Source organism: Shewanella psychrotolerans (assembly GCF_019457595.1).
Taxonomy (GTDB): Bacteria; Pseudomonadota; Gammaproteobacteria; order Enterobacterales; family Shewanellaceae; genus Shewanella; species Shewanella psychrotolerans.
The window spans coordinates 724,136-750,277 of record NZ_CP080419.1; the positions used below are offsets into that span (position 1 = coordinate 724,136).

21 protein-coding genes are annotated in these 26,142 nt (G+C 46.0%); 13 read left to right on the forward strand and 8 right to left on the reverse strand.

Going from position 1 to position 26,142, the window contains the following annotated elements; all coding sequences use genetic code 11:
- Positions 1–43 precede the first annotated feature (43 nt).
- Together hldE and K0I62_RS03250 are read left to right on the forward strand one after the other, a co-directional pair.
- Positions 44–1,474, forward strand: coding sequence for a bifunctional D-glycero-beta-D-manno-heptose-7-phosphate kinase/D-glycero-beta-D-manno-heptose 1-phosphate adenylyltransferase HldE (hldE, locus tag K0I62_RS03245; RefSeq protein ID WP_220070100.1), 1,431 nt, complete (start codon positions 44–46; stop codon positions 1,472–1,474).
- Complete coding sequence (locus K0I62_RS03250) at positions 1,471–2,307, forward strand: hypothetical protein (RefSeq protein ID WP_220070101.1); 837 nt, start codon at positions 1,471–1,473, stop codon at positions 2,305–2,307. Before hldE ends, K0I62_RS03250 begins: the two co-directional genes overlap by 4 nt.
- A gap of 91 nt (positions 2,308–2,398) precedes the next feature.
- Here the strand turns inward: K0I62_RS03250 and K0I62_RS03255 are convergent, their stop codons facing one another.
- The 3 genes from K0I62_RS03255 to K0I62_RS03265 form a co-directional block, all read right to left on the reverse strand.
- Complete coding sequence (locus K0I62_RS03255) at positions 2,399–2,683, reverse strand: hypothetical protein (RefSeq protein WP_220070102.1); 285 nt, start codon at positions 2,681–2,683, stop codon at positions 2,399–2,401.
- A 471-nt stretch (positions 2,684–3,154) separates the two neighbouring features.
- Entirely contained in the window at positions 3,155–4,639 is a 1,485-nt protein-coding gene (gene pntB, locus K0I62_RS03260; protein WP_220070103.1) for a Re/Si-specific NAD(P)(+) transhydrogenase subunit beta, read from the reverse strand.
- A gap of 11 nt (positions 4,640–4,650) precedes the next feature.
- Positions 4,651–6,177: a Re/Si-specific NAD(P)(+) transhydrogenase subunit alpha gene (locus tag K0I62_RS03265; protein WP_220070104.1), complete on the reverse strand. Its 1,527-nt coding sequence runs from the start codon at positions 6,175–6,177 to the stop codon at positions 4,651–4,653.
- A gap of 642 nt (positions 6,178–6,819) precedes the next feature.
- Between K0I62_RS03265 and K0I62_RS03270 the strand changes: the two genes are divergently transcribed.
- The 5 genes from K0I62_RS03270 to K0I62_RS03290 all read left to right on the forward strand — a co-directional run bounded on the left by K0I62_RS03270 (position 6,820) and on the right by K0I62_RS03290 (position 13,881).
- Complete coding sequence (locus K0I62_RS03270) at positions 6,820–8,598, forward strand: assimilatory sulfite reductase (NADPH) flavoprotein subunit (RefSeq protein WP_220071266.1); 1,779 nt, start codon at positions 6,820–6,822, stop codon at positions 8,596–8,598.
- Positions 8,599–8,657: 59 nt separating this feature from the next.
- Positions 8,658–10,382, forward strand: a complete 1,725-nt coding sequence (gene cysI / locus K0I62_RS03275; RefSeq protein ID WP_258405128.1) for an assimilatory sulfite reductase (NADPH) hemoprotein subunit — start codon at positions 8,658–8,660, stop codon at positions 10,380–10,382.
- Positions 10,375–11,127 carry a phosphoadenylyl-sulfate reductase gene (locus K0I62_RS03280; protein WP_220070106.1) on the forward strand — a complete coding sequence of 251 codons (753 nt, stop codon included), beginning with the start codon at positions 10,375–10,377 and terminating at the stop codon, positions 11,125–11,127. Before cysI ends, K0I62_RS03280 begins: the two co-directional genes overlap by 8 nt.
- Before the next feature lie 532 nt (positions 11,128–11,659).
- On the forward strand, positions 11,660–13,378 hold the full coding sequence (locus K0I62_RS03285) for a hypothetical protein (RefSeq protein WP_220070107.1): 1,719 nt from the start codon (positions 11,660–11,662) through the stop codon (positions 13,376–13,378).
- Between the two features lie 65 nt (positions 13,379–13,443).
- Positions 13,444–13,881, forward strand: coding sequence for a DUF3010 family protein (locus tag K0I62_RS03290; RefSeq protein ID WP_258405075.1), 438 nt, complete (start codon positions 13,444–13,446; stop codon positions 13,879–13,881).
- A gap of 25 nt (positions 13,882–13,906) precedes the next feature.
- On the opposite strand, the gene K0I62_RS03295 is transcribed toward K0I62_RS03290, so the two are convergent.
- The 3 genes from K0I62_RS03295 to K0I62_RS03305 are packed head-to-tail and all read right to left on the reverse strand — an operon-like array spanning position 13,907 to position 16,913.
- Positions 13,907–14,449, reverse strand: coding sequence for a peroxiredoxin (locus K0I62_RS03295; RefSeq protein ID WP_220070108.1), 543 nt, complete (start codon positions 14,447–14,449; stop codon positions 13,907–13,909).
- A gap of 58 nt (positions 14,450–14,507) precedes the next feature.
- Positions 14,508–15,962 carry a S41 family peptidase gene (locus K0I62_RS03300; protein WP_220070109.1) on the reverse strand — a complete coding sequence of 485 codons (1,455 nt, stop codon included), beginning with the start codon at positions 15,960–15,962 and terminating at the stop codon, positions 14,508–14,510.
- A gap of 21 nt (positions 15,963–15,983) precedes the next feature.
- On the reverse strand, positions 15,984–16,913 hold the full coding sequence (locus tag K0I62_RS03305; RefSeq protein WP_220070110.1) for a phospholipase A: 930 nt from the start codon (positions 16,911–16,913) through the stop codon (positions 15,984–15,986).
- Positions 16,914–17,190: 277 nt separating this feature from the next.
- Between K0I62_RS03305 and cobA the strand changes: the two genes are divergently transcribed.
- Complete coding sequence (gene cobA / locus K0I62_RS03310) at positions 17,191–18,012, forward strand: uroporphyrinogen-III C-methyltransferase (RefSeq protein WP_220070111.1); 822 nt, start codon at positions 17,191–17,193, stop codon at positions 18,010–18,012.
- Here the strand turns inward: cobA and K0I62_RS03315 are convergent.
- Complete coding sequence (locus K0I62_RS03315; RefSeq protein WP_220070112.1) at positions 17,999–18,823, reverse strand: TIGR03899 family protein; 825 nt, start codon at positions 18,821–18,823, stop codon at positions 17,999–18,001. The genes cobA and K0I62_RS03315 overlap by 14 nt on opposite strands.
- Before the next feature lie 80 nt (positions 18,824–18,903).
- Complete coding sequence (locus K0I62_RS03320; RefSeq protein ID WP_220070113.1) at positions 18,904–20,073, reverse strand: MFS transporter; 1,170 nt, start codon at positions 20,071–20,073, stop codon at positions 18,904–18,906.
- Positions 20,074–20,304: 231 nt separating this feature from the next.
- Between K0I62_RS03320 and K0I62_RS03325 the strand changes: the two genes are divergently transcribed.
- From K0I62_RS03325 to K0I62_RS03345, 5 genes are all read left to right on the forward strand, one after another.
- On the forward strand, positions 20,305–21,684 hold the full coding sequence (locus K0I62_RS03325) for a hypothetical protein (RefSeq protein ID WP_220070114.1): 1,380 nt from the start codon (positions 20,305–20,307) through the stop codon (positions 21,682–21,684).
- A 42-nt stretch (positions 21,685–21,726) separates the two neighbouring features.
- Positions 21,727–22,878: an imelysin family protein gene (locus K0I62_RS03330; protein WP_220070115.1), complete on the forward strand. Its 1,152-nt coding sequence runs from the start codon at positions 21,727–21,729 to the stop codon at positions 22,876–22,878.
- Positions 22,879–22,967: 89 nt separating this feature from the next.
- Positions 22,968–24,590 (forward strand): di-heme oxidoredictase family protein, encoded by a 1,623-nt coding sequence (locus K0I62_RS03335; RefSeq protein ID WP_220070116.1) that lies wholly within the window; start codon positions 22,968–22,970, stop codon positions 24,588–24,590.
- A 208-nt stretch (positions 24,591–24,798) separates the two neighbouring features.
- Positions 24,799–25,320 (forward strand): menaquinone-dependent protoporphyrinogen IX dehydrogenase, encoded by a 522-nt coding sequence (gene hemG, locus K0I62_RS03340; protein WP_220070117.1) that lies wholly within the window; start codon positions 24,799–24,801, stop codon positions 25,318–25,320.
- Positions 25,321–25,347: 27 nt separating this feature from the next.
- Entirely contained in the window at positions 25,348–25,875 is a 528-nt protein-coding gene (locus K0I62_RS03345) for a cytochrome b/b6 domain-containing protein (RefSeq protein ID WP_220070118.1), read from the forward strand.
- The last annotated feature ends 267 nt before the right edge of the window (positions 25,876–26,142 follow it).

The following is a 26,142-nucleotide window of genomic DNA, read 5'->3' on the forward strand; positions in this document are numbered from 1 at the left end:
TTAGGTATAATCATGGATTAATTTTAAAAAAGATAACCGCAATATGAAGATTTCTCTGCCAGCATTTGAAAAAGCCAAAGTTCTCGTAGTCGGTGACGTGATGTTAGATCGTTATTGGACAGGGGCTACTGGCCGTATATCGCCTGAAGCACCAGTGCCGGTGGTGCGGGTTAATCAGGTTGAGGATAGACCCGGTGGTGCGGCTAACGTCGCCTTGAATATTGCGGCTTTAGGTGGCCAAGTTCATTTAGCGGGTATTGTCGGTGAAGATGAAACCGCGGACGCATTAACTCAAGGAGTGAAAACTCTGGGGGTTGAGCCCAAATGGCACCGTGTGGCAGACAAACCGACGATCACTAAACTTAGGGTGATGTCACGAAATCAACAGTTATTGCGTTTAGATTTCGAGGAGCCTTATGCTGCTTCCCACAGCCAAGCGCTGCTAAAACAAGCCGAGTCAGAACTTGAAAATGTTGCGGTAGTGGTGCTTTCCGACTATGCCAAAGGCGCTATCGATAATCCACAAGCTTTTATCGCGTTAGCGAGAGCGAAAGGGGTCAAGGTACTTGTCGATCCCAAAGGCAGTGACTTTTCACGTTATCGTGGCGCGAGTTTACTGACACCTAATATGGCTGAATTTGAACAAGTTGCTGGCAGCGTAACCAGTGAAGCCGATCTTGTGGAAAAAGCTCAAGCACTGTTAGCCGAATATGATTTAGACGCTATGTTAGTTACGCGTTCGGAGAAAGGAATGACGCTGATCAGTCGTTTAGCGCCTGAGTTACATATTCCGACCGTTGCCCGTGAAGTATATGATGTCACGGGGGCGGGCGATACGGTTATCTCTGCGTTAGCGACGGCCTTGGCTGCGGGAAGTGACTTGCCACAAGCCTGTGCCATAGGCAATACGGCAGCCGGTATCGTTGTAGGCAAGCTCGGCACCTCGACTGTTAGCCGAATTGAGTTGATTGCCGCATTGAATCTAAGTCATGGCGAAACTGGCTTTGGTGTCCTCAGTGAAGAACAGCTAGTCTACGCGCTTGAAGAGGCCAAACTTCGCGGTGAGCGTGTGGTGATGACCAATGGTTGCTTTGATATTTTGCACGCAGGACATGTCAGCTATCTTCAGCAAGCTAAGGCTTTAGGCGAGCGTTTAATTGTGGCGGTCAATGATGATAACTCGGTTAAACGTCTTAAAGGCGATGGTCGTCCGGTAAATACTTTAAATAGACGCATGGCGGTGCTCGCAGGACTCGCTTCGGTTGACTGGGTGGTTTCATTTAGTGAAGACACGCCGCAGCGTATTATCGCCAAGTTATTACCCAATATGCTGGTTAAGGGCGGTGACTATAAGGTTGAAGATATTGCCGGTGGTAAAGAGGTTATCGAGGCGGGTGGCAGCGTTGAAGTGTTAGGCTTTGAAGATGGCGTATCAACTACGGCCATTATTGAAAATATTATGGCTAAGCAGTGATAACCGAGGCGTTGCTGCTTGCCTCTGCTTGGTTTTGGGCGCCTATGCCCCAAGGCCAAGCTTTGGTGTGTCAGTCGCCTCAATTAACAATATGTTTAGCGCAGCTGCCAGCTGATGCTCGGCAGCAACTGCCTCAAGATCCTAATGTGTTACTGCAAGAAATGGGTCATAGAGGCGCGATGGCTAGACCCATTCGGCATCAGTCTATTACTGGGGTAATACTGCTCGCTACTGATAACATTCCTCGTGCCTCTTCGGCGCTTTTGAATGGGCAGGTGTACAGTTTAACCTTGCAACATGCGGTTCAGTTGACTCTGTTACATGAGTTAGGTCATCTGGCTATCGCTTCATCCCACTCTATTTACTTGAACAATCATCGGCTATCAGGATATCAACATGAATGGCTTGCCGATATTTATCTACTCTGGTCGTTAGCAAAGAACAATCAACCGAATGATTTGGCATGGCAACAATATCATCGTCGTAATCTCGCTGTGTTTGCAAGTACGTCTGCGATGTCTCATTGGACGACGCCTATGCTTGGCCAGTTGATGCAGATATATAGTTGGCAGCAGTTGGCTGAGTTTGAGGGGTTCGATGCATTGATCGATGATCTTTATCCTAGGCTTAGCCAATATGATCAAGATGAACTTAATGAGTTTTCGAGTTTAATTCAGCGGGTATTTGGCTCAGGAGTGATGCACAGCTTACCCCATTATATGTTTTGGCGTCGCCCTGAAATGGGACGCTATATTCGCCCCACGATAGAAACGCTAATGGGCAAGCAAGCTGCCGAGTCTTGGTTAACCCAAAACGCGATGAATGGTGAATGAAGCAAAATGTAAAAAGGAGCCTAGAAGCTCCTTTTCTTGTGACTTATTTTACTTAGGTTACTTTCAGTAACGGGATTCGTTTAGTTACGAATTACTGTTGCCGAGGAGCGCGACGCTCACGCAACACCAAAGTAGGGTTAAAATCGATATCACCATCATCATCTATAGTTGCTAGCAGCTCATCTTGCTTTGCCACCGCAGTGCTAGTGGTTGGGGTTTGCCTAACAAACAGTAACTGATAACCCAGTTTCGCTAATGTGTAAAACGCGAAACGTTGTGCAGTGGTTAATCTATCCCAATGCTCACCTGATTTAGCATGGGCAATTCGTCTATCTTCGAAAGATAGATACATATTATCGATTGCTGATGCGTGCATTTTAGTTGCCTTTTTAGGGTGACCTAATTTAAGTATCGTCGATAATATAATCAGATGTAGAAAATTTATGCAAGTTGTACTATCCCACTTATTGATCATAGTGGTGATATTATGCCAATCAGTTTAAGAAAGTGATCGACTCAGCGTGTTTTTTGGCAACTCATTCAAGGCAATGGGTGACGGAATGCTTGTTTCCTTGTGAGGCCATTCAACGCAGAAGTAGGAAGGTAAAAAATATGCTTAACTGGCGAGTTTTAGCACTTTTGAAGCGGTGTTAACGAGTTTGACTCTAGAACAAGTATGCACTTTACACGTTGTTTTGCCTCATCAGCGCTAAACTTAAGTGCTAAATGGTCGCTGAGCGATCAGATCTTTATACTACGATCAGATCTTTATACTAATTGGTATTAGGGTTATTAAAATAAAAAAGGGAGCAACCTGTGCTCCCTTTTCTGTATGTGCATTGCTGCGTTAAAGTGCTTTTAAAATCGCTTCAACACTGGCTTTTGCATCGCCAAACAACATTTGGGTATTGTCTTTAAAGAACAGCGGATTTTGCACACCGGCATAACCTGTGTTCATTGAGCGTTTAAAGCCGATAACATTTTGTGCCTTCCAGACTTCAAGCACTGGCATACCTGCGATTGGACTTCCTGGATCTTCCATCGCTGCTGGGTTAACCGTATCGTTAGCGCCAATCACTAGCACCACATCAGTGTCGTTAAAGTCATCGTTGATCTCGTCCATCTCTAGCACGATATCATAAGGCACTTTGGCTTCGGCAAGCAGTACGTTCATGTGGCCCGGTAAGCGTCCTGCAACAGGATGAATACCAAAGCGCACTTTGACCCCGCGTTCGCGCAGTTTCTGGGTGATCTCTGCAACCGGATATTGTGCCTGAGCAACGGCCATACCATAGCCTGGAGTGATAATAACCGAAGTTGCATTTTTCAACATATCAGCCACATCTTCGGCATTGGTTTCGCGGTATTCGCCCATCTCTTCATCGGCTGTAGAAGCAACGCCATCGCTACCAAAACCACCCGCAATAACAGAGATGAACGAGCGGTTCATCGCTTTACACATGATGTAAGAGAGGATCGCACCAGAAGAGCCAACGAGCGCGCCAACTACGATCAATAGATCGTTTGATAGCATGAAACCTGCTGCCGCCGCTGCCCAACCTGAATAGGAGTTGAGCATTGAAACAACCACTGGCATATCTGCACCACCGATCGACGCCACTAAGTGCCAGCCAAAGGCGAAGGCAATCAGTGTCATCAGTAGTAGCGCCGGCATAGTGCCGCCAGTGTTTACGAAGTACACCATCAAGGCGAATGATACCAATACCGCTAGCAGATTAAGCTTATGGCGATGGGGTAGCATCATAGGTTTCGATGAGATAATGCCGCGCAGTTTACCGAAGGCAACAATCGAACCGGTGAAGGTGACTGCACCGATAAAGATCCCGAGGAACACTTCAACCAAGTGAATATTAAGCATTGCACCGGTTAAATGTACCTTATCGGCGGCGTTGGCTGCATCTCTGTAGGCTTCCTTGACGGCAGCTAATGTGCTGTCAAGATCGCTACCAACGGCCACGACGACTTCATTTACCGCTTGTGGATGTAGGTCAATAAAGCTATTAAAACCGACGAGCACCGCTGCCAAGCCCACAAAACTGTGAAGCACGGCAACTAACTCTGGCATTTCAGTCATTTCGACTTTTAATGCTAAGCGCACACCGATCACGCCACCAATGACCATAGCAAGGATTATCCATTGCACACCATTGGTGTCTGGGTTGAGTATGGTTGCGCCGAGGGCGATAGCCATACCTATGATTCCGAATAAGTTGCCATGTTTGGCCGTTTCTTGCTTCGACAATCCTGCGAGACTGAAGATGAAGAGTATGGCTGCAACTATATATGCTGCTGTTACCAGTCCTTGAGACACGTTAAACCCCCTTAATCCTTACGGAACATCTTCAGCATGCGCTGAGTGACGGTAAAGCCGCCAAAGATGTTAATACTGGCAATAAGCACAGCGATAAAAGCCAGAACAGTGACTAAGGTCGAGCCTTGGCCGATCTGTAGTAAGGCGCCGACAACGATGATGCCTGAAATGGCGTTAGTCACTGACATCAGTGGTGTATGTAGTGAATGGGATACGTTCCATACCACGTAGTAACCCACCACACAGGCCAGTACGAATACCGTAAAGTGTGACAAGAACTCTGGAGGTGCGACAGAGGCTACAGCGCCAAAGCCAACCACGCCTAACGCAGCTAAGATGTACTTGAGTTTTGAAGGCTGTTTCACTTCAGCGGTTTTGGCTTCGGCTTTCGCGGCAGGCTTTTGCGGCGCAGCAGAAACTGAAATCGCTGGTGGCGGGAAGGTAATTTCACCCTCTTTAGTCACAGTCATATTACGCATGACAACATCATCAAAGTTGAGTACGGCATTACCGTCTTTTTCTTTGCACATTAACTTCATCAAGTTAACGAGGTTGGTACCATACAGTTGTGATGACTGAGCGGGTAGGCGCCCGGGTAAATCCGTGTAACCAATCACTTTCACGCCATTGTCAGTGACAATCAACTCACCGGATTGGGTGTATTCACAGTTACCGCCAGTGGCCGCGGCGAGGTCCACAATCACGGAACCTGGCTTCATGCTATCGACCATCTCTTTGGTGATGAGCTTTGGCGCGGGGCGACCGGGAATTAATGCGGTGGTGATGATGATGTCGACCTCTTTTGCCTGTTCGGCAAATAGGGCCATCTCTGCGGCAATAAATTCATCCGACATGGTTTTAGCGTAGCCATCAGATGAACCACCCTCTTCGTCACCGAAGTCGAGTTTTAAGAACTCTCCGCCCATAGATTCGATCTGCTCAGCCACTTCTAAGCGAGTATCAAATGCACGCACAATAGCGCCTAAAGAGCCAGCAGCACCAATGGCTGCAAGACCAGCAACACCTGCACCAATGACTAACACTTTGGCTGGTGGCACTTTACCTGCAGCGGTAATCTGTCCGGTAAAGAAGCGGCCAAACTGATGCGCGGCTTCAACGACAGCGCGATAACCACCGATATTGGCCATGGATGACAAGGCATCGAGCGATTGAGCGCGTGAAATACGCGGAACCATGTCCATTGCCATCACAGTGACATTGCGCTGGGATAGTTTTTCTACTAATTCAGGGTTTTGAGCGGGCCAAATAAAGCTAACAAGCGTTGTGCCTGCTTTTAGCAGCTCAATTTCGGCGTCCGTTGGTGCGTTAACTTTAAAAATAAAGTCAGCGTCCCATACTTTATCGACGACACTCGCTCCGGCAGCTTCAAAGGCTGAATCATCGAAACTAGATAGCTGGCCAGCACCAGCTTCAATTGCAACTTCAAAGCCGAGCTTTTTAAGTTGCTCTACGGTCGCCGGGGTCGCTGCGACCCGGGTTTCTCCATTGAGACTCTCTCTCGGTATTCCAATCTGCATGACTATTCCCTGATAGTTAATGAATAATAGCCTGATCTATTTTCTGCGGTGTAACGCAGTTAAATACGCTATCGGTTTATGTTTCGATAATAACTTCTATCTTTCTAAGGTGTTTGATTGAAGCGTTGAGCTATCACCCACACCATTGTTGTTTTCATGTGGACCAACACATGAGAACCCATTCAATTTAACTTGGATTGCTTTTTTTAGGCAAAACAAACAGAAAAATTATCGTGTTTTAGGGCTAAATCCATTTAGCTTAAAGCTCAGAGCAGGGCTTAGTATCAATAAGCCGTAAGCCCAAATGGATAATAAGTTTGGACTCTATTCCCATTCGGGTGACATTGCTTTTATGTCGATGCTCAGTTGTACAAGTTTAAACCATTGTAAATAGGAGAAAATTGACTTGTAGCATCGGCCATTCATTGTGGCAATTGTGTGGTCAGACACAAGTGCATATTTCTCATAGTGACCATTTCTTAACTGGTCGGAGCAAAAACTTTTAACCCGTCCACACTTTTGTAGCTTAATTCTTGTACTTTGTATATTCCAAAATCGAATTAAAAATTAGATTTTATTCTTTTTTGCTTTTTGAATATAGGATTAAGCTGAGTGAATTACACTGATAAAGGGCCGTCTTCCATGTTGTTAAAAGAGCTTTCATCGTTGGCTTCTCCATTGTCCCAAGGACAGGTGGATAAGCTTAAGCAACTCACTTCTGAACTGAATGCCGTGCAGCTGGCATGGATGGGCGGTTATCTTTCTGCCACCGCAGAGTTTGGCATCAATGCGGGAAGCGCCGAAAGTACGCCAGAGCAAACCATTACCATTTTATATGGCAGCCAAACGGGCAATGGTCGTGGGGTGGCCAGCGTACTGGCTGAAAAAGCTCAGGCTCAAGGCTATGCGGTTAATTTGGTCTCAATGGCCGACTATAAAGTGCGTCAGCTTAAGCAAGAAACTCTATTATTGGCAGTTGTCAGCACTCATGGTGAAGGTGAGGCGCCCGATGATGCAATCGAGTTGCATAAGTTTTTAGCGTCCAAGCGTGCCCCGCGTTTAGAGCAGCTTAATTATTCAGTGTTAGCGTTGGGAGACTCTAGCTACGAGTTCTTCTGTCAAACGGGTAAAGATTTCGACCAGCGTTTATCGGCATTAGGTGCAACATCTATCGTGCCGCTTGTCGAGTGTGATGTTGACTATGAAGCTGCTGCGAGCACGTGGCAGCAGCAGGTATTAGAAGCGGTTAAGCCTTTAGTCACGGCCTCTAGTGCGAGTGTGGTATCCATAGGTAGCAATGTAGCCACTTCGGCTTATACCAAACAGAAACCTTATTCTGCTGAGTTGGTGGCGAGTCAAAAACTCACAGGTCGAGACTCAGATAGAGATGTGCGCCACGTCGAGATAGACCTTGGTGACTCAGGGCTTAACTACCAAGTCGGTGATGCGCTGGGGGTATGGTTTAGTAACTCAGACACATTGGTCAATGAGATTTTGACTGGCTTGTCACTCGATGGTGAAGCTGAAGTGACCATTGGTGATGAAAGCCTGTCACTATTCGATGCGCTAAAAGATAAACGTGAATTGACTCAGCTTTATCCGGGGTTGGTGCAAAACTGGGCACAACTTAGTGGCAGTGAATCTTTGCAGACGTTAAGTGAAGATAGAGAACAAACCCGCCAGTTTGTGCTTAATCATCAGTTGGCCGATCTGGTCGCTGACTATCCAGTGGATATTACACCATTTCAATTAGTTGAGCTGTTACGCCCAATTACGCCACGCTTGTATTCGATTGCCTCGAGTCAAGCGGAAGTTGAAGCTGAAGTACATTTAACTGTGGCTTTAGTTGAAGATGAGCGTGATGGCGTCAAGCGTTATGGCGGTGCATCTCTGTTCCTTGCTAGCGCAGAAGAGGGGCGCGAGGTGAAGGTTTATGTCGAGCCTAACAACCATTTTCGTCTACCCGAAAATCCTGAAACTCCTGTGATCATGATAGGTCCTGGTACTGGTGTGGCGCCGTTTAGGGCCTTTATGCAGGAGCGCAGTCAGCAAGGGGCGAGCGGTGAGAGCTGGTTGTTCTTTGGTAACCCTCACTTCGAGCAAGACTTTCTCTATCAGACCGAGTGGCAGCAGTATCTCAAAGACGGTACTTTGACTCGTTTAGACTCAGCATTTTCGCGCGATCAGGCCCATAAAATCTATGTGCAGCACCGTATCGCCGAGCGCGGTGAAGTTTTATGGCAATGGTTAGAAAATGGCGCGCATCTCTATATCTGTGGTGATGCTGAACGTATGGCAAAAGATGTCCATCAAGCCTTGGTCGATGTAGTGAAGCAATACGGCGGTAAAGATGACGAGCAGGCGGCAGAGTATTTAGAAACATTGCGTAGCGAAAAGCGTTATCAAAAAGATGTCTATTAACCCTAGGTCTTGATACCCGTAAATTTGACTAAAAAGATTAATGAGCAGTAATAACAAGACTGCTCGAAAAGGATAAGGCAGTAGCCATGAGCGAACAAAAATTATCAGTAAACGAGTACCTAAAGACTGACAGCAATTATCTACGTGGCACTATCGAAGAGGGGCTAGATACCTCTCTCACAGGGTCTTTTAGTGAAGGTGATCAGCAGCTTATTAAGTTTCATGGTTTCTATCAGCAAGATGACCGTGATCTGCGTAACGAGCGTAAAGAGCAGAAGTTAGAGCCTTTATATAGCTTTATGCTACGTGCTCGCGTGGCTGGTGGTGTGTGTACACCTAAGCAGTGGTTAGGCGTCGATAAGATAGCGTCGACATTGACCAGCTCAAATAGTATTCGTTTAACGACGCGCCAGACGTTCCAGTATCACGGTATTCCTAAGCGCAACTTGAAGACGCTTATTCAAGATCTCGATAAAGAGGCTCTCGATTCTATTGCCGCCTGTGGTGATGTGAACCGTAACGTGATGTGTAACCCTAATCCAGTGGAGTCTAAGCTGCATCAACAGGCTTACTATTGGGCGAAGAAGCTATCGGATAACTACTTACCGCGCACAAAAGCCTATGCCGAAATTTGGTTAGGTGATGACAAGGTTGCGGTGAGCGAAGGGGATGAGGTTGAGCCTGTATATGGTAAAACTTATCTGCCGCGTAAGTTTAAGATGGCCGTTGCAGTGCCGCCAGATAATGATGTCGATGTGTACACCAATGATCTCGGCTTTGTTGCTGTTGCCGAAGAGGGCGAGCTGGTTGGCTTTAACTTAGTCGCGGGTGGCGGCATGGGTTCAACCCATGGTGAAGTGGCTACCTTCCCGCGTCTTGGCGATGACTTTGGTTTTATAAAAGCCGAAGATTGCCTAAAATTTGCCGAAGCGGTCCTTAAAGTACAGCGTGATTGGGGTAACCGCTCCGATCGTAAGCAGTCACGTTTGAAGTACACCATAGTTAAACATGGTTTTGAGGCATTTAAGGCTGAAGTTGAGCTGCGAGCAGGTATTAAGTTTCAGCCAAAGCGAGATGTAGTGATCGGTGATCGCGGCGATCGTTATGGTTGGATCAAAGGGGTCGATGACCAGTGGCATTTAACTTTGTTCATCGAAGGTGGCCGCATTAAAGACCTTCCAGGTCAGCCATTGCAGACGGGATTACGTGAGATCGCATTAGTGCATAAAGGCGATTTTCGCATGACCTCAAACCAGAATATTATCATCGCTGGCGTTGCTGAAGCTGATAAGGCCCAAATTGAAGCTATTGCCCGCAGTCATGGCTTGATGGGCAAGTTGATCACTGAAACCCGCGGTCATTCTATCGCGTGTGTGGCATTGCCAACATGTGCCTTAGCGATGGCGGAAGCTGAGCGTTATTTTCCTGATTTCTTGACTAAGGTTGAAGCGCTGCAAGAGAAACATGGTTTTCTCGATCAAGGCATAGTGATCCGCATGACAGGTTGCCCTAATGGTTGTGCTCGACCATTTGCTGCCGAAATCGGCTTAGTGGGTAAGGCCCCTGGACGTTACAATCTTTATCTTGGTGCTAGCTTTGAAGGTACGCGCTTGAATAAGCTTTACCGTGAGAATATTCAAGAAGCTGAGATTCTATCTGAGTTAGATGTGCTATTTGCTCGCTACGTGAGTGAGCGTGAAGCTGGCGAAACTTTTGGTAACTTCACTGTGCGCGTTGGCGTAGTGAAGGCGGTTTTAGATGCCGCTAAGGACTTTCATGGATAAATCCGTGATCTCTGCCGATGCACTTTTGGCACTACTCAATGCGCCAAAAGTCGAGCAGCAAGCCGAGCTGGTTAGGGTAAATGCTTATCTGGAAACCTTAAGCGCTGCCCAGCGAGTGGTTTGGGGGCTGGCTTATTTACCGGGCAACCATGCACTCTCATCGAGCTTTGGGATCCAAGCTGCGGTGATGTTGCATCTGGTGAGTCAGATCCAAAGCGATATTCCGGTGATCTTAACCGATACTGGCTATCTGTTTAGCGAAACCTATCAATTCATCGATGAATTGACCGAGCGTTTAGGCCTTAACCTCAAGGTGTATCGCGCACCTATGAGTGCCGCTTGGCAAGAGGCTAAATTTGGTCGCCTTTGGGAACAAGGGCTCGATGGTCTCGAGCAGTATAACCGGCTCAACAAGGTGATCCCTATGCAGAATGCGCTGCAAGATCTTAATGTGGGAACCTGGTTCGCTGGCCTTAGACGGTCACAATCTAGCACTCGTGAAGCGCTTCCTGTGTTGGCTATTCATGGCAATCGCTATAAATTATTGCCGATCTTAGAGTGGAGTAATAAGGATGTGCATGAGTATTTAACCACTCATCAACTGCCATACCATCCACTTTGGGAGAAAGGGTATGTTTCTGTGGGAGATACTCATTCGAGTAAGCCATTAGAGCTTGGAATGACTGAGGAGGAAACGCGTTTTAATGGTCTGAAGCGCGAATGTGGATTGCATTACGAGATCTAATGGTGCGTTTTGCCAGAAGCAGCGTTTTGCAGAGTTATTCAGCTAACAATGAGACGATCTTAGCCTAAAGGATTAGCACTTTATTATGAATTGTGCACTTTTTTTGCACAGCGTTATGCACAGGTTGTTTAGTTGATCTATAGTGATAAGTTCCCGTAGATGGTTTTGATATGTTGTCTGTATCCGATCTAATTTGGATCACGTAACTTACTTCCTCTTTTAAGTTACAGACAGAGCCGCCGACAATATCGAAACACCCTCGCACTCGCGAGAGCTTGATGTTTGATTGGCCTGCTAGCGCATGCTAATTAATAGCTTTAGGCCCTGGATAGTCCGCTGTGGCTATCCAGGGAGCTTCCAATCACAATCCCTCATATCTATTTCAAAATATCTTTAAAGATACAAGTTAAGCCACAGAGTTATTTTCCTTTCTATTCATCCATATAGTATCATCCGTGTCACGATTTGTGTGTAAGCGAGTTTTAGGCTCAATTAAAGCCGTAGCCGCTATAAAATTTAAAGGGAGTTTTTAATGAAAAAGGCATTAGTGGCAGCGGCAGTGATCGCTATTGGAGCAGGCGCATACTGGGTGACTCAGCAGAAGGAAGCCGAGCCCAATCATGCAATGTTGGCATTCGTGCCAGCAGATACGCCAGTTTTTTCAGCACAGTTCAAGCCATTTCCAATCAAAGACTACATCGATTCAATTTCTGATGCTCAAAAGCAATATCCTCAAGATCTTCATGAGCTTATGAAATATGAAAATGATCCACGTATTAAGTTTTTCCTCGGATTATTTAACCGTTATATGGCCGCGATAAAAGATGGTCAGACGTTTGTCGACACCTTTGGTTTACCTGATAACCTAACCAGTTATTTTTATACCTTAGGTGCTTTGCCTGTCCTTAAGCTCGATGTTGCTAAGCCCGACGTGCTTTGGGCGTTATTAGATGGTATCGATGCCGAAAGTGGCCTAACTCACCAGCTACGAACGATAGGAGGCATTAGTTACCGTGCCTATCCGCTACTGGATGAAACTGAAGAGGAGCAGATAGATCTCGTATTGGCTATCGATAAAGGGGTGTTAACTATCACGTTAGCAACCAGCTTTAGCGATCCAGCCCTGCTTGAAACCGCGCTCGGGATCAAAGCCGTCCCTAATCCACTGAGTGAAGCGGGTATTGTCGAAGATATTTTTGCTAAGCATAGTTTCTTAAAAGATGGCATCAGCTATATCAATCATCAAGAACTTGTTAAGGCTATCACCACTAGTGATGGTAATCAGCTGGCGAAACAGTTGAATCATTTTTATTCCATCACTAAAGAAGATCCTTTTGCTGAGCTGAGATCCGATGTTTGCCGCACAGAATTAACGGGTATCGCGCAAAACTGGCCTAGAACCGTCATCGGTTATACAGAGTTTGAGATTAAAGATAAGCAGACTCGCATGGGCTTTAGCACTGTGATCGAAAGTCATAATCAGGTGATCATGGGCGCACTAAAGCAGATCCGTGGATTCTTACCTGCCTATACCCAAGATGTGAATAACAGTGTGTTTTCATTTGGCTTAGGTGTCGATGTCAACGAGTTTGTTCCAGCCTTGACTAAGGTATGGAACGAACTGCTAACGCCTTCATATCAATGTGGGCCATTGCAGCAGATGCAAGCTGAAATGGCAAATCAATCACCTGCTATGTTAGGCATGTTCACCGGAATGGCTAATGGTGTTAAAGGCCTGTCTATGTCGCTTATCGATTATGAATTGAGCGAGGGGACTGAACAGGTTCAGCTTAAAGATCTCGATGCCATAGTGACGTTATCGGCTGATGATCCTGCCACCCTATTTAACATGGTGAAACCATTTGCACCTGAGCTTGCTAATATCCAGTTACCGACAGATGGTAGTGCGGTTGATCTCAACCGTGCATTGCAACTGCCGCCATATCTTGGCTTTAGCGCTAACATGGCACTTAAAGGCAATCATTTGGCTATCTATAGCGGCAACAAGAGTCAAGCGATCGCTGATGGTTTAGCAAAAGAGACATTGTCGGCGAATGGTTTGCTGAGTATGTCGGCTGACTACGGCAAGATATTTACGCCTATGATGACCCTTATGGAGATGAGCGGCGAGTCGCTTCCTCCTGAGTTTGCCACTCTTAAAGATTACAACATGAAGGTTAAGCTTGATGTGGATGTGAATGCTCAAGGTATTGTTATCGATTCCTTTGTGCAGACCCATAACAACAAGTAATACCATTAAAAAGCAAGTTTCTCCTAGAGCCCTATCACTATGACTTATCATAATGATGGGGCTTTATGTTTTGTGTAGAGGTGAATATTTTGATAACGACAGGTGTATTTTTAAAGGGCAATGAGGTGCGTTTAGTTAGCCTTGACGGGACGCGTGCCATGCATCGAGTCGTGGCCACTAAGGTCAATAAAATTGCCATTCCTAAGGCGCCAACGGTAGAAGATATCAAGACGTTTTGTGAAGCGTTCAGTGCATATTGCATTGAACATCATGTTGAGCAATTAGTGCTAAATCGACGTGCTACCACTGGCCAAGGTGCTGGTGGAGCGGGCACATTTATACTTGAAGGGGTATTATTGACTATTACGCCAGTGCCGCTCATTTTTGTGCATCCCGCGACGCTTAAAGCCACTGATAAGAGAAATAGCGAATTGAAAGCTGATAAGCCCAAGACGCTTGATTTAGGCAAGGCCTACGACCTTGCCTTCGAGGCATTGGTTTAAATGGTTACTTCAACATAGACGGAACCTAGCCCTGCTTCTCAACACCGAGCTGCGCTAATGTTGCTGCGATATCTTCAGCAGCCGTTTCTGGGTTGATGTCATCATCAATTTTTAAGATGGTGCCATCTTTACCTATATAGAAAGTGACGCGGCTAGCGACTCGAACCAGATTCAGTACGTCATAGGCCTTGGCTACCGCTTTAGTGGGATCGCTAAGCATGGGGAAATCGGCTTGCTGTTCTTTGGCAAACTTCTGGTTGTCTTCTAAGTCATCGACGCTCGCCATCATATATACCGCATTGTATTGGCGAATAAGATCCCCTTTTTGCACTAATGATTTGCACTCAAGCGTGCAACCTCGGGTGTTCGCCATAGGGTACCAGGCAAGCACTAAGGTTTGTTTTCCAAGATAGTCACTGAGCTGATAAAAGTGGCCATCGGTGGCTTGCAGACGAAATTCAGGTGCCTTGTCACCGACGTTAAGGTCGGTAGCTTGAGCCAAGTTAACACTGCAGATGCTGATGATTAGGCCTGCACTAATGATGAAGCGTTTAAAAAGGGTATTCATGTTGGACGTCCTTTTGTCGGTATTTTGCCAGATGCGGTATTGCACCTGAGGATTATTGTTAGTGACTACTGGTTTGGTTGTGCGCGTTAACTAAGGCAAGGATCCCTTGCCAATAGAGTATCTCATCGATGGGAAGCTCAATATCTGGTTTGGTGGGGACTCCCGACAAACGTTGTCCTACCATGTCAAAGATGATACTGCTGGTGATAGCCACTGTGATGCCACTGCTGGGTAACTTAAAATGATGATGCTTGCCGAAATCCCCCCGAGTGGGTTCGCCAATTAAGACAGTCTTGGGCCACTGTTTTGCAAAATGTGCTATCCATTGGCATTGCTGACGACAGCCTGGCCCGATTAACAGTATCAATTTTCCTGGTTTGGGTTGAGGCAATAGATGCAGCGGAAGCGCTTGTTGTTGCCATTTTCGAACATGCCATTGGCTAAAACCGTCATCGAACTGAGTCTCTATCTGCTGCTCTGTCAGATCAACTTCATACTGATCTTGTCTCGATAATGAATCGTAGGGGACAAAGTTCATTGGCGTCAGGTAGTCGCCTCGTACGTTTGCTGCGCGTCTATAACGAGCGATGGCGTAAGTGTTCGATAGATTCACTCCACTGAGCGGCGCCGCCACTGCTGGGCTGTAATAGCTAGCTAGCCAAGCGAGTAACTGTTCGCCATTGCCATAAGCATGACGTAAATCCAATATAGTAATAGGTGAAAATAGGGAGCGTTTTAGAGACTGTTCGAGTGAGTTGCCGAGCGTAAATTGGCTGAGATCATTAAAGCTAAAGAAACCCTCTGGCGTATTGTTGAAGTTTGTGGTGGTCTTCGAAGGTTGCAGCGCTCTAGGTATATTCCGTTCGACGGCCAAGCTGAGTTGGCGGATATGTTGTTGCTGATCACTGAGTGTTAAACGAACCGTTTCGCTACTCGAGATACCTATCTCCTGTCGCAGTATCGATAACATCCGCAGTATCTTTGCTTGCTCGGTGGCTACGGATTGTATCGATGGTGGTAGAAATTGTTGGCTGGCAGCTACCCAGCGCTTTAATGGCAGGCCATCTATATGTGTGATAAAGGGAAAATCTGCATCTAGAGGCTCATCGTTACGATTTAAGGCTAACCAGCCACCATCCATCTGGCGCAGTGTGATGGGAAGGTATTGTTTGGCTCGAATGTTTGACACTCGACTGGAAATGTCATCGAGTGGTGCGAGCACTTTAAGGAGTTGGATGGCAAATTCACCGCGATTGATGGTTGTTCTCGGTGAATTAGCGACTTGCATCGCCCTTTTTTTAAACTGCTCAAAATGCTGCGGGGCGATAGCGGCCAAAGACGAGTGAGTGGCAATTTTCTGCTCAAGCAGCACGAGATCGGTGTGGATCTCTTGTTGACTGAGTAGCGCCTTTGGAGGCTCGCTCCGCAGCGCGATAAAAGTGAGTTGAATACAGCTGATGAGCATGATCAGTCCGAACCCATTGATAATGGTTTGATGTCCGAATTTCATCATGCTCCTTAGTCTATTTGGGGGCTATAATATGTCGTTTATCGACACGCCGATACCGAGACGATTGGTATGGGCATTATAGTCGATTAAACTCTCGCCGTAGCCATTAAAGTACTGAGCGTAAACCCTAAGCGTGCCAACGATAGGGTAGCTCCAAGTCGCTTCTATCGCACCATAATTAGGCTTTTCGAGGTTGTTTCTAAGCATCAGGCTAAATCTATGCTCATCAAGCCCGTAAACAGCGTGAATTTCGAAATTACCCATGTAATCTAAGATGTCAGGGTTATCATCTCCTTTAGGTGAGGTGGGAAACTCCTTTTCATCTTCGGGGATGCGCCACCATACCTTTACTCCCAATGCTAATGGACCGTCATCAAACACCATAGTGCCATAAATGCGGTTCCAACTGCGGGAGAGATTACCCGATTGCCCATTCGATTGATGCACTGCACCCACGCCCCAAATCGAATTGGTCAATGAGCCAATTTTCCAATCGTTGTTGAACATCATAAATATTTCGGGTTCATGGTTGGTTTCACGAAAAGGGGATGACACCTCTTTATTGTAAACTTGCCAATAGGATTGGTTGGTATAGGCGAAAAACAGATGGCCATTGTCACCAAAGACGTTATACATCAAGGGAAACTTGAAGCTAATCTGGAACTTGGCTTCAGCTTTATCGACCTCTGCTGAGTTTCTTTCTATCTCCTCTTTAAAGGGAGCTTCATTGGGGGTGTTGTTATAGGTCATTGGCAAGATGTAGTTAACCTTGTGAGGAGTGATCACAAAAGGCAGCTCAGCCGTTGCCAATTCATCTTTTATCCTCTCATTGAGTAATGAATCATTACTCTCTTTTGGTGATGCTTCCGCTGGTTTCTCTGTGCAATAGGTTTGCGAGGAAAAGGTCAGTAGGCCAAATAGAGGCAAGCATAAGCAATAATGAGCAACTTTCATTTTAGGGGTCCTTGTTTGCACCATTTAGCACAGATCATATGATGTGGTATTGCGTAAAAATGAACAGCAGTTTTAACATCTGAAGCACAATTCTGCACCTTTTTATATTCTTCAGTTTATCTCACTTCTATACCATTGATCTATTTTACAAAAGTAACTCTTATCATCTCTGTCTCTATTTTTAATAACTAAAAGGAATAAATGTTAACTATTAGCTCTTTTTTAGGGAATAAGAATGGCGGTATATTAGTCTGACTACACAGTGAGAGATGCGAACATGGAACTATTTACTTTACCCAGGCAGCAGGCACTCGGCAAGGTCTGGCTCGTTGGGGCTGGGCCTGGAGACGTTGAGCTATTAACGCTTAAGGCTTATCGCATCTTAAAAAAAGCAGATGTCGTATTATATGATGCCTTGGTGAGTGATGAGATCATGGCATTGGTGCCTGCAGATGCTGAAAAGATTGCCGTAGGCAAACGCGCAGGTAAACACAGTGCAGCGCAGGATGAGATCAATCAACTCTTAGTCACTAAAGCCTATACTCGTCAAAACGTGGTGCGGCTCAAAGGTGGCGATCCGTTTATTTTTGGTCGTGGCGGAGAAGAGTTAGAAACCTTGGTTGAGGCGGGTGTGGCGTTTGAAGTGGTTCCAGGCATTACTGCTGCGAGCGGTACCTCTGCTTATGCTGGTATTCCCCTGACCCATAGAGAGCATGCTCAAGGGGTCACTTTTATTACCGGTCATTGCAAACTTGAGAGTCGTCCAACCGACTGGAGCAGCTATGCCAATAGCCAAAATACGCTCGTTATCTACATGGGTATTTTAAATGCAGGCACCATACAGCAAGGCTTGATCAACGCTGGCCGCGCTGCCTCTACGCCAGTGGCGATTGTGTCTAAAGCGACTACCGCAAATCAGCGTAGCGTTATTGGTACCTTAGGTGAGCTTGAACAATTAGCTGCATCACCAGAACTTAAGATGCCAGCGCTGATGATTATTGGTGAAGTTGTCGGTTTAGCGACTAGCTTAAACTGGTTTAATCCTGATGAAGCTAATCTTTCTGTTGAAGAAACTCTAGCTGTCACTAATCAAGTTTAAAATCTTTAGTGAATAGGGCGCCTAGCGCCTTCGCATACTCTTCATCTGGTTTGGGGTGAACTAGCTGAGCTAATTCATCCCCGGTAGAGGTTAATCGATAGTAGCTTAAGATCAGATGCCCATGCTTAGGGGTGAGTGTCTTTTTAATGCCTGCTAGGGTAAAGCTGATAGGATTCTTTGAGGTTAGCTCACCAGTTTCGAACTCACTTCTGTGTAACAATCCTGCATCCATCAGGGTGAGGATTGAAGAGTAGGGTAATCCAAACAGTGAAAAGGCGATATTCACGTTTTCCGATTTTCTAAACAGTTGCCCAATGCCTCCTGTGTGACGATAGCCATTGATAAGCTTGAGCTTTGAATCACCATTAATGGTGGCTGCCATGGTTAACACTTTCTCGAACATCTGTGCTTCTTTATGGGTCAGCTGTTTGAGTGCTGCCAAACTTCTTAAGCTGAAATTCCCTGGGCTGCTGACTTCGTTGGCTAAGATTCGTCCCCATAACTCTTGCATGTTGCGGTTGTGGATCTGTTCTGCCAATTTAAAGAACTGGTGTACCCAGTCAGGATCTAAGTCCGCACCAGTGACCTCTGATGAGCTGTGAGATATTGCGATAGCGTAGATGGTCTCAATATTACTCTGGTACTGGCTCGCCTGTTTGAGCGCTCGATGTTCGGCGCGCTCAATGATAGATGCATTCGATGGCCGATAGCCCTCCTCGCTACCTAAACCTAATTGTCGTCCTAGCAGCAAGGTTTTTTTGCGTGCAGACACATCAAGTTGATTGTTAGATACCTTTACGACTTCAGCCATGTTTACGTTGCTCTATGTAATAGGTGCATTAAAGCAGTTTATCGTAAAAGTTTTATAGCCCCTAGTGTCTGTTTAGGCAATTAAGAGTTAGCGCCAATAGGCCAGTTAACTTGTTTCTTCGCACTTGGGTGGCGTGGAATATTGAATGCCAACATCAAGGAGCATAGCGCAAATCCAGCACCGATAAAGAACACTATTTTATGAGAGTAAAGCCAGAAAAGTCCCAATAACGCAGGGATAACGACTGCCGCGATATGGTTAATGGTAAAACTCACTGACATGGTCGCGGCGATATCTTTTGGATCGGCAATTTTTTGGAAGTAGGTTTTTATCGCAATGGCCATAGCAAACAACAGATGATCAATAACGTACAGTGCGGCAGCAAATTCACTTTGTTCGACAAAGGCATAACTGGTAAAAATGATGATTAAGCCAATATATTCCAAGGTCAGGGCATTACGCTCGCCAATGCGGCCAATAAACCGACCAATTGCAGGTGCAAACAATAGGTTAACCACGTAGTTAATCAGAAACAGTGCGGTGATCTGGCTAACGCTGTAACCGAACTTTTCAACCATCATAAAGCCGGCGAAAACCATGAATATCTGACGTCTTGCGCCTGAGAAAAAGGTCAGCAAATAGTAGAGCCAATAGCGTTTGCGTAAGATCACTTTCTTATGTTGGAGCTCCCCCTGAGGAAACTGTGGGAAATAACCCGCTAAGATAATGACCATCACTAAGCCGAGTGCACCAATGATGGCATACATCCACTGATAATCGAGTTGCAGCCACGTCATGATAATCCAAATGCTAGCGTATCCCGTTAGCGCTGCAGCCGAGCGCCAAGCCAACGCTTTACCTAAAAATCCTGCCGTTTCTTGTTTGTCGATCCATTGCAATGTCAGTGACTGATTTATTGTTTCAAAGTAATGAAAGCCTACCGACATCAAGATCGTCGTGAGATAGAGGCCAATCACTTGCGGGAAAAACCCAGTGATGGCGACACCTATGGTTAATAGCGCCAAAGATAACAGTGCAAATGTCTGCTCTTTTAACAGCAGTAAAATGAAGATGGCGGTGAATGCCAGAAACCCGGGGACTTCTCTGAGGCTTTGTAACATGCCGATTTCAGCACCAGTAAAGTTGGCCCGTTCGATAACAAAGTTATTCAGTAATACTTGCCAAACAGAAAACACCAGAGACATAACAAATGTCATTAATAACAATAGTTTTTGCGGACTTTTCTGCATGAGTTGTTGCTTAATTATTGGGAGAAAAAACAGACAGCTAGTCTACCTCATGTTTATTTAGTCACCAAGATGGATTCAATCTTTGCCAACCTCTTCTGCTTGATATTTTCATGTGATCGTTATTTTGCAAAAATGTTATTAACAAATGTAAATTATAATGAGAATGATTTGCATTTAATGTATGTTGCTCGCATTTAGGGGGGGAAGCTGTTTGTTCAGCGTGGAGATAATATGAAGTGGGATCTAAATGCAGTGGTACTCGGGATGAGTGTTTTCTTATCGACTAACGCGTTGGCTGCGGTCGATCCTGAAGTATTGCAACAGGCAATAGAGCGTCAAGAGAATGAACTTAAGTTATTGAAGCAGCAATTGGCGACAATGGCTCAACAGCAGCAGGAGCAAGTATCAAAACAGCAAGAAGTGGTAAAAACCCTGGTGCAGTCGGAAGCGGCTAAGAGCCCTTGGAGTCGATTTAAGTTCGAATCATATGGCAGTGTTAATTACACCAGTGATGAATACTATGACAATGTTCAAGATACTCGACCAGAGCGTCGTGGCCGTTTCGATCTCGAGCGTATTGTGACCGAGTTTGGTTATCAGTTTACTGATGAATGGGACATGGAGGTCGAAATTGAATATGAACATGGCGGCACGGGGAGCGCGCTAGAATACGATGGTTTCGATGAGTTTGGTGAGTTTGAGTCAGAGGTCGAAGCGGGCGGTGAAGTGATGATTGAAAAGGCCCAACTTCGCTATCGTCCCAATCAACATTTTGGGATTAAGTTCGGTAACATTCATCTGCCTATCGGCTTGTCTAGCATATTACATAAACCTAATCAGTACCTGACCGTACTGCGTCATCGTAGTGAAGCGGCTATGTTGCCCGCAGTATGGAATGAAACTGGGGTGGGAATTTTTGGTGAATATGCCGACTTTCACTATCAGGCTCAAGTGATTAGTGGTTTGAATTCTGAATATTTTCGTACCTACGATTGGATAGCGTCAGGGCATCAAAAGCGTTTCGAAAGCGTCAATGCCGACGACTTAGCTTATGCTTTGCGCCTCGATTATGGCAGCTTTAAAAAAGGTACAGCCGTTGGTGTGGCGTACTATTACGGTAACACGAGCGGTAATCGCCATAAGAGTAACAAGGTAAGTGGCGATGGTAGTGTCAGCATTCTTGCCGTGTCAGGAGCCTATGTTGAAGGGCCATGGATCGTACGTGGTCAATATCTGTATGGCACCTTGAGTGATGCCGATGCGATCACTCAAGCGAATAAATCGACCCCAGGCTTAAAGCCGGGTAACTTTGCCCAGCTGGGCAGCGAGTCTGAAGCCTTCTTTATCGAAGCGGGTATCGATTTACATCACTTCTTTGACCTTCCATTAACGGTATTTGCCAACCTCGATTATGCCAATCCGCTTGCCGACGTGGACAGTGGCAGTGCTACCAAACGTTACGAAAACACCTGGACCAGCCTCGGGGTTAACTATTCTCCAATTCCTGAAATCGTCATTAAGGCTGAAGCTGGGCGTCAGCAAGTTGCCGTCGCAGCCATTCCTGATACCAACTTTTTCGCTTTAGGTGTTGGATATCAATTCTCACTATAAGTGGCGCTGACCGTCATTTCGAATAAATAAATGGAGTTATCAATGAAACAACTTAAATACAGTGCGATCGCCTTAGCCCTTATCTCTTCTTTAGCTGCTTGTGGTGGCTCTGGTAGCGACGATACCCCCGTCGTGGAGCCAGAAACGGGCTTTAGTTTTTCGGCTGACGAGATGATAGTCAATCTAAGTGATGACGTGATTGTCAGCGGATATTCGATTTTAGCCGATCGTGGTACGGCATTACTCTTAGCGACCCAAACCTTAGTGGCAACACCAACTCAGGCCAATTTGGAGGCGGCGCAAGCGGCATGGAAAGATGCCCGTCAGCCTTGGGAGCAGGGAGAATCGCACATTTTTGGTCCTGTAGACTCGTTGGGTATCGATCCCCATTTAGATAGCTGGCCGCTAAACACCACAGATTTGCAAACGGTATTGGCAAATAGCTCTGGCTTTGACGCCGATACCATCAAAGTGTGGAACGATGATGTTCAAGGTTTCCATACCATGGAATATCTACTCTTTGGCGATGGGGTTAATAACAACGTTAAAAGTATCGATGAACTTAGCGCAAATGAGCGCGATTATCTCATGGGGCTTGCCGAAGTGTTCCGTGACTATACACGGATCCTCGCCGATGCCTGGCTAGTTAGTCATGATGGCAAATCTGGTGCCGCTTATGGTGAGCTACTTAAAACACCAGGGACTAATGGCAATACCTTTTATAGCTCTCAAGTTGGGGTAATTGAAGAGTTGATTAAAGGGATGATCGGTATCGTCGACGAAGTGGGCAACGGTAAGATCGCCGATCCCTTCGGTAGCTCGGCGCAAACTGCCGATACGTCAAAGGTAGAGTCTCAATATTCTTGGAATTCGCTTACCGATTTTAGTGACAACATCATTGGGGTACGTAATGTCTACCAAGGTGAATTTACAGGTGAGGCGGATAAACAAGGTATTGTCGATTTTGTTAGCGCGGCAAATCCAGAGTTAGCCACCCGTGTTGGGCGAGAAATCGATGAGGCTATTTTGCAGATCCGCGCCATCGCAGGAACCAATAACATGCCATTCCGTCAGGCAATACAAGATACCGCAGGGCGAGTTAGGGTACAAAAAGCGGTAGATGCCTTATCCAAGTTACAAACTAGCCTACAAAACGAAGTACTGCCATTACTGCAAGAGTGGCAAGGGAAATAGGGCGAATACAAAAGGGGAGGCGCTATGCGCTCTCCTCTTTTTTTGCCCCAAAGCCCCCAGATTTATCAAGGTTAAATGTGAGTAAGTTAATGATTAAAAATAATATTAAACGCCAAGCGCTCGGCGTGGCAGCGATCATTTGTTGTTTAAGCGGTTGCGGTGGTTCGGGTGATGAAGTGACCACACCAACGCCAGATAAAGTCTATCCAGCTTATACCGATGTAGCGGCATTGGGGGGAGAGACTACAACCTTCGATTCGGCTTCATCTGGCCATGGATTTTCGACCCCTGCGGTCAACCTCACCCCCGCAGAACTCAGCCAGCATCTCGCCGGAGACGTCAATTTTGAAACCGCCTTTACCACGGCTCCCAATAGTGAGCATCCAGAGCTTGATGGCTTAGGCCCAGTGTTTAACAATGCCGACTGTAATTCTTGTCATCAACGAGATGGCCGTAACTCAACACCGAGTATTCCTGCGGGTAAGATGCGTATCAAACTGGGCTCAGAAGCCGGGATCTTTCTTCGAATCAGTAAAGCACCCGATGTACCTTGCACTGAGGGGGTGATGGAAAATGATTACTGCGCCCCGATCCCTGTGCCTAATTTTGGGGGGCAACTGTTTCATCGTGGCGTGCTTAAGGCGCGTGCGGACTGGGAGCAAAATCTGTTTGGTGGTCAGGCCGATGTGTATCTCTCCTATGAGACTCATACCGTGACTTATCCCGATGGCCGTAGCGTCAATTTGAAAAAGCCCCTATTTGAGGTTGAAAACCCGTTTGATGCCCCAGGGGAAACCAAGGCTAGCAGTAACCTTACCTCGAACCTGTTACAAGATGATGTGCTGATGGGATGGCGTAACGGTATGCCCGTCTTTGGTCTCGGTTTGTTAGAGGCCATTCCTGAGGCCGATATTGTCGCCCTTGCCGATGAGAATGATGTGAATGGCGACCATATTTCTGGTCGTCCTAACTATGTTTTCGATGCGGTAAAAGCCCAAAATGGAGATAAAAACCCAGTGTCACTCGGGCGTTTTGGTTGGAAAGCCAATACTCCAAGTGTGCGAGTGCAATCCTTAGGTGCGCTGCGAGGCGATATCGGTATAACCAATCCGCTGTTTCCTGACGAAAGCATTGTCGGCACCTCGCTGCATGATAGCTATTTAACTCGCACAGGTTTTACCGATACTGGCAGTGATGAGAGTGGTGCCCCAGAGGCCAGCGCGGCGTTCAGTGATGATGTGGTGTTTTATGCAGAAACCTTAGCTGTGCCAGCGCGGCGTAATGTGCAAGATACCGATGTTCGTGAAGGTGCTCGGCTATTTAGTGAGCTTAATTGCAGTGGCTGCCATCAACCGAGTTTTGTGACTAAATCCTCGGGGGATATTGGTGGCATACCAATGATTGATGCATTAAAAGGACAAACTATCTATCCATTCACTGACATGTTGCTCCACGATATGGGAGAGGGGCTTGCCGATGGTCGTCCTGACTTTTTAGCTAATGGTAATGAGTGGCGCACTCGGCCGTTATGGGGGATAGGTTTAACTCAAACGGTGAATCCACAAGCGGGCTTTTTACACGATGGTCGTGCAAATACCATAGAAGAAGCGATTTTATGGCACGGTGGTGAAGCGCAAACTAGCACCGATAATTTTATGGCCTTGAGCGTCAGTGAACGGGCACAGTTAATCGCTTTTGTGATGTCGTTATAGCTTAGGTTATACCGACAGCGTAAAGGTAAAAGCGGAGCATAGCTCCGCTTTTTTCTGCCTGTGTTTTACATCGATGGAATTAATTTGTGATGTAGGTAAACTTACTCGATGTTTTGCACTTATCCCTCGTGATCTGTTTCAACTAAATGTTGACCTAGATGACTTATGATGATGTTACAGATTGAAATTAATAATATTAGAGGTATCAGTGAGTAAAATTTTAATCATCTATTCCAGCGTTCACGGACAGACACGCAAAGTCACTGACTATCTAAAGCAGCAGTTAGAGTCTTATGGCAACGAGGTGACTTGTGCCAGTATTGATGAGGCGCCCGCACTCGATGTTTTCGACAAAGTGGTGATCGGTGCCAGTATCCGCCATGGTAAACATAATCCAGCGGTTTACGATTTTATTAGCCGCAATATTAATCAGCTTAGTGATAAGGTCAGTAGTTTTTTTTCGGTAAGTTTAGTGGCGCGAAAACCGGCTAAAAACACCCCTGAAACTAACCCATATATGCAAGCATTCTTAGCGAAAACAACATGGAAGCCTAAGCTATTAGCCGTATTCGGCGGTAACTTAGATTATCAAGGTTATAACGCCGTCGATAGAAACATCATTCGCTTTATTATGTGGATAACTAAGGGGCCAACCGCGGCGGATACTAAGGTGGAATATACTGACTGGGATAAAGTCAGTCAGTATGCACAGCAATTGCACCAACTCTAGTGGCAATCCGTATTGAGGAGATAGTAAATGGTTAAACTGCTCACCTCATTGGGCAAGAAGGTGATTGAATATCAACATCTTGTGTTGATTCTATCGTCGCTATTTTTAATCTCCACTAGCGGTTGGCTACTCATGGGGCGTGCCATTAGGGCTAATGCGTCGATGTGGGACTATTTACACGTCTATCTGGGCTTATTGGTTGCCTGTTTCTCGGTTTCTATCTTGCTGACCAATGTCGTGAAAGGTAAATGGCGTCAATATTTTCCTTGGCTTGTAGGCGATTTTAGTCAACTGAGCAATGATATCTGCGGCCTTAAGCAAGGTAAAATCCCCCTAGCGGGCGGTCGAGGACTGTTTAGTGTTATTGAAGGGATTGGTTTAATCTTACTGGTTTTAGTGTCGTTTACTGGGGTGATGTGGTTTATTACTCAAGGCAGCAGTGAGGCGCTCAATTGGCGCAGTTATCACCATAGCGCCGCCCATGGTTTTATCGCTTTTATCATAGTGCATAGTATTTGTGCGGCAGCGCACCTACTGGATTTTATCCGTAATTAGCCCCAATTAGGTTTTAGATTTTAGATTTTAGGTTTTAGGTTTTTTGGGATTGCTTTGCTTCGAGTCGGTTTGTGCTCGGTGGTGCTAGGGTTTAAGTTGAATGTGTTTGAAGGGCGCAGCCGCGTTTACACTGGACTATTCTATCTCTTCGATTCGGATTCATTTTGTGTGCGCCGTTAGTGCAAAAGCTAACTTAGTTTTGCCCCAAAATGTGTTGCCCTTAGAATGCAGGTTTGGCATTTCTCTAGTTTGCTTGGTTGGCATTTG

What these genes read in the sequence shown, in the direction of transcription:
- hldE (WP_220070100.1), top strand. Translation starts at nt 44, where the DNA reads ATGAAGATTTCTCTGCCAGCATTTGAAAAAGCCAAAGTTCTCGTAGTC.
- K0I62_RS03255 (WP_220070102.1), bottom strand. Translation starts at nt 2,683, where the DNA reads ATGCACGCATCAGCAATCGATAATATGTATCTATCTTTCGAAGATAGA.
- K0I62_RS03265 (WP_220070104.1), bottom strand. Translation starts at nt 6,177, where the DNA reads ATGCAGATTGGAATACCGAGAGAGAGTCTCAATGGAGAAACCCGGGTC.
- K0I62_RS03270 (WP_220071266.1), top strand. Translation starts at nt 6,820, where the DNA reads ATGTTGTTAAAAGAGCTTTCATCGTTGGCTTCTCCATTGTCCCAAGGA.
- K0I62_RS03280 (WP_220070106.1), top strand. Translation starts at nt 10,375, where the DNA reads ATGGATAAATCCGTGATCTCTGCCGATGCACTTTTGGCACTACTCAAT.
- K0I62_RS03285 (WP_220070107.1), top strand. Translation starts at nt 11,660, where the DNA reads ATGAAAAAGGCATTAGTGGCAGCGGCAGTGATCGCTATTGGAGCAGGC.
- K0I62_RS03290 (WP_258405075.1), top strand. Translation starts at nt 13,444, where the DNA reads ATGTTTTGTGTAGAGGTGAATATTTTGATAACGACAGGTGTATTTTTA.
- K0I62_RS03295 (WP_220070108.1), bottom strand. Translation starts at nt 14,449, where the DNA reads ATGAATACCCTTTTTAAACGCTTCATCATTAGTGCAGGCCTAATCATC.
- K0I62_RS03300 (WP_220070109.1), bottom strand. Translation starts at nt 15,962, where the DNA reads ATGATGAAATTCGGACATCAAACCATTATCAATGGGTTCGGACTGATC.
- K0I62_RS03305 (WP_220070110.1), bottom strand. Translation starts at nt 16,913, where the DNA reads ATGAAAGTTGCTCATTATTGCTTATGCTTGCCTCTATTTGGCCTACTG.
- cobA (WP_220070111.1), top strand. Translation starts at nt 17,191, where the DNA reads ATGGAACTATTTACTTTACCCAGGCAGCAGGCACTCGGCAAGGTCTGG.
- K0I62_RS03315 (WP_220070112.1), bottom strand. Translation starts at nt 18,823, where the DNA reads ATGGCTGAAGTCGTAAAGGTATCTAACAATCAACTTGATGTGTCTGCA.
- K0I62_RS03320 (WP_220070113.1), bottom strand. Translation starts at nt 20,073, where the DNA reads ATGCAGAAAAGTCCGCAAAAACTATTGTTATTAATGACATTTGTTATG.
- K0I62_RS03325 (WP_220070114.1), top strand. Translation starts at nt 20,305, where the DNA reads ATGAAGTGGGATCTAAATGCAGTGGTACTCGGGATGAGTGTTTTCTTA.
- K0I62_RS03330 (WP_220070115.1), top strand. Translation starts at nt 21,727, where the DNA reads ATGAAACAACTTAAATACAGTGCGATCGCCTTAGCCCTTATCTCTTCT.
- K0I62_RS03335 (WP_220070116.1), top strand. Translation starts at nt 22,968, where the DNA reads ATGATTAAAAATAATATTAAACGCCAAGCGCTCGGCGTGGCAGCGATC.
- K0I62_RS03345 (WP_220070118.1), top strand. Translation starts at nt 25,348, where the DNA reads ATGGTTAAACTGCTCACCTCATTGGGCAAGAAGGTGATTGAATATCAA.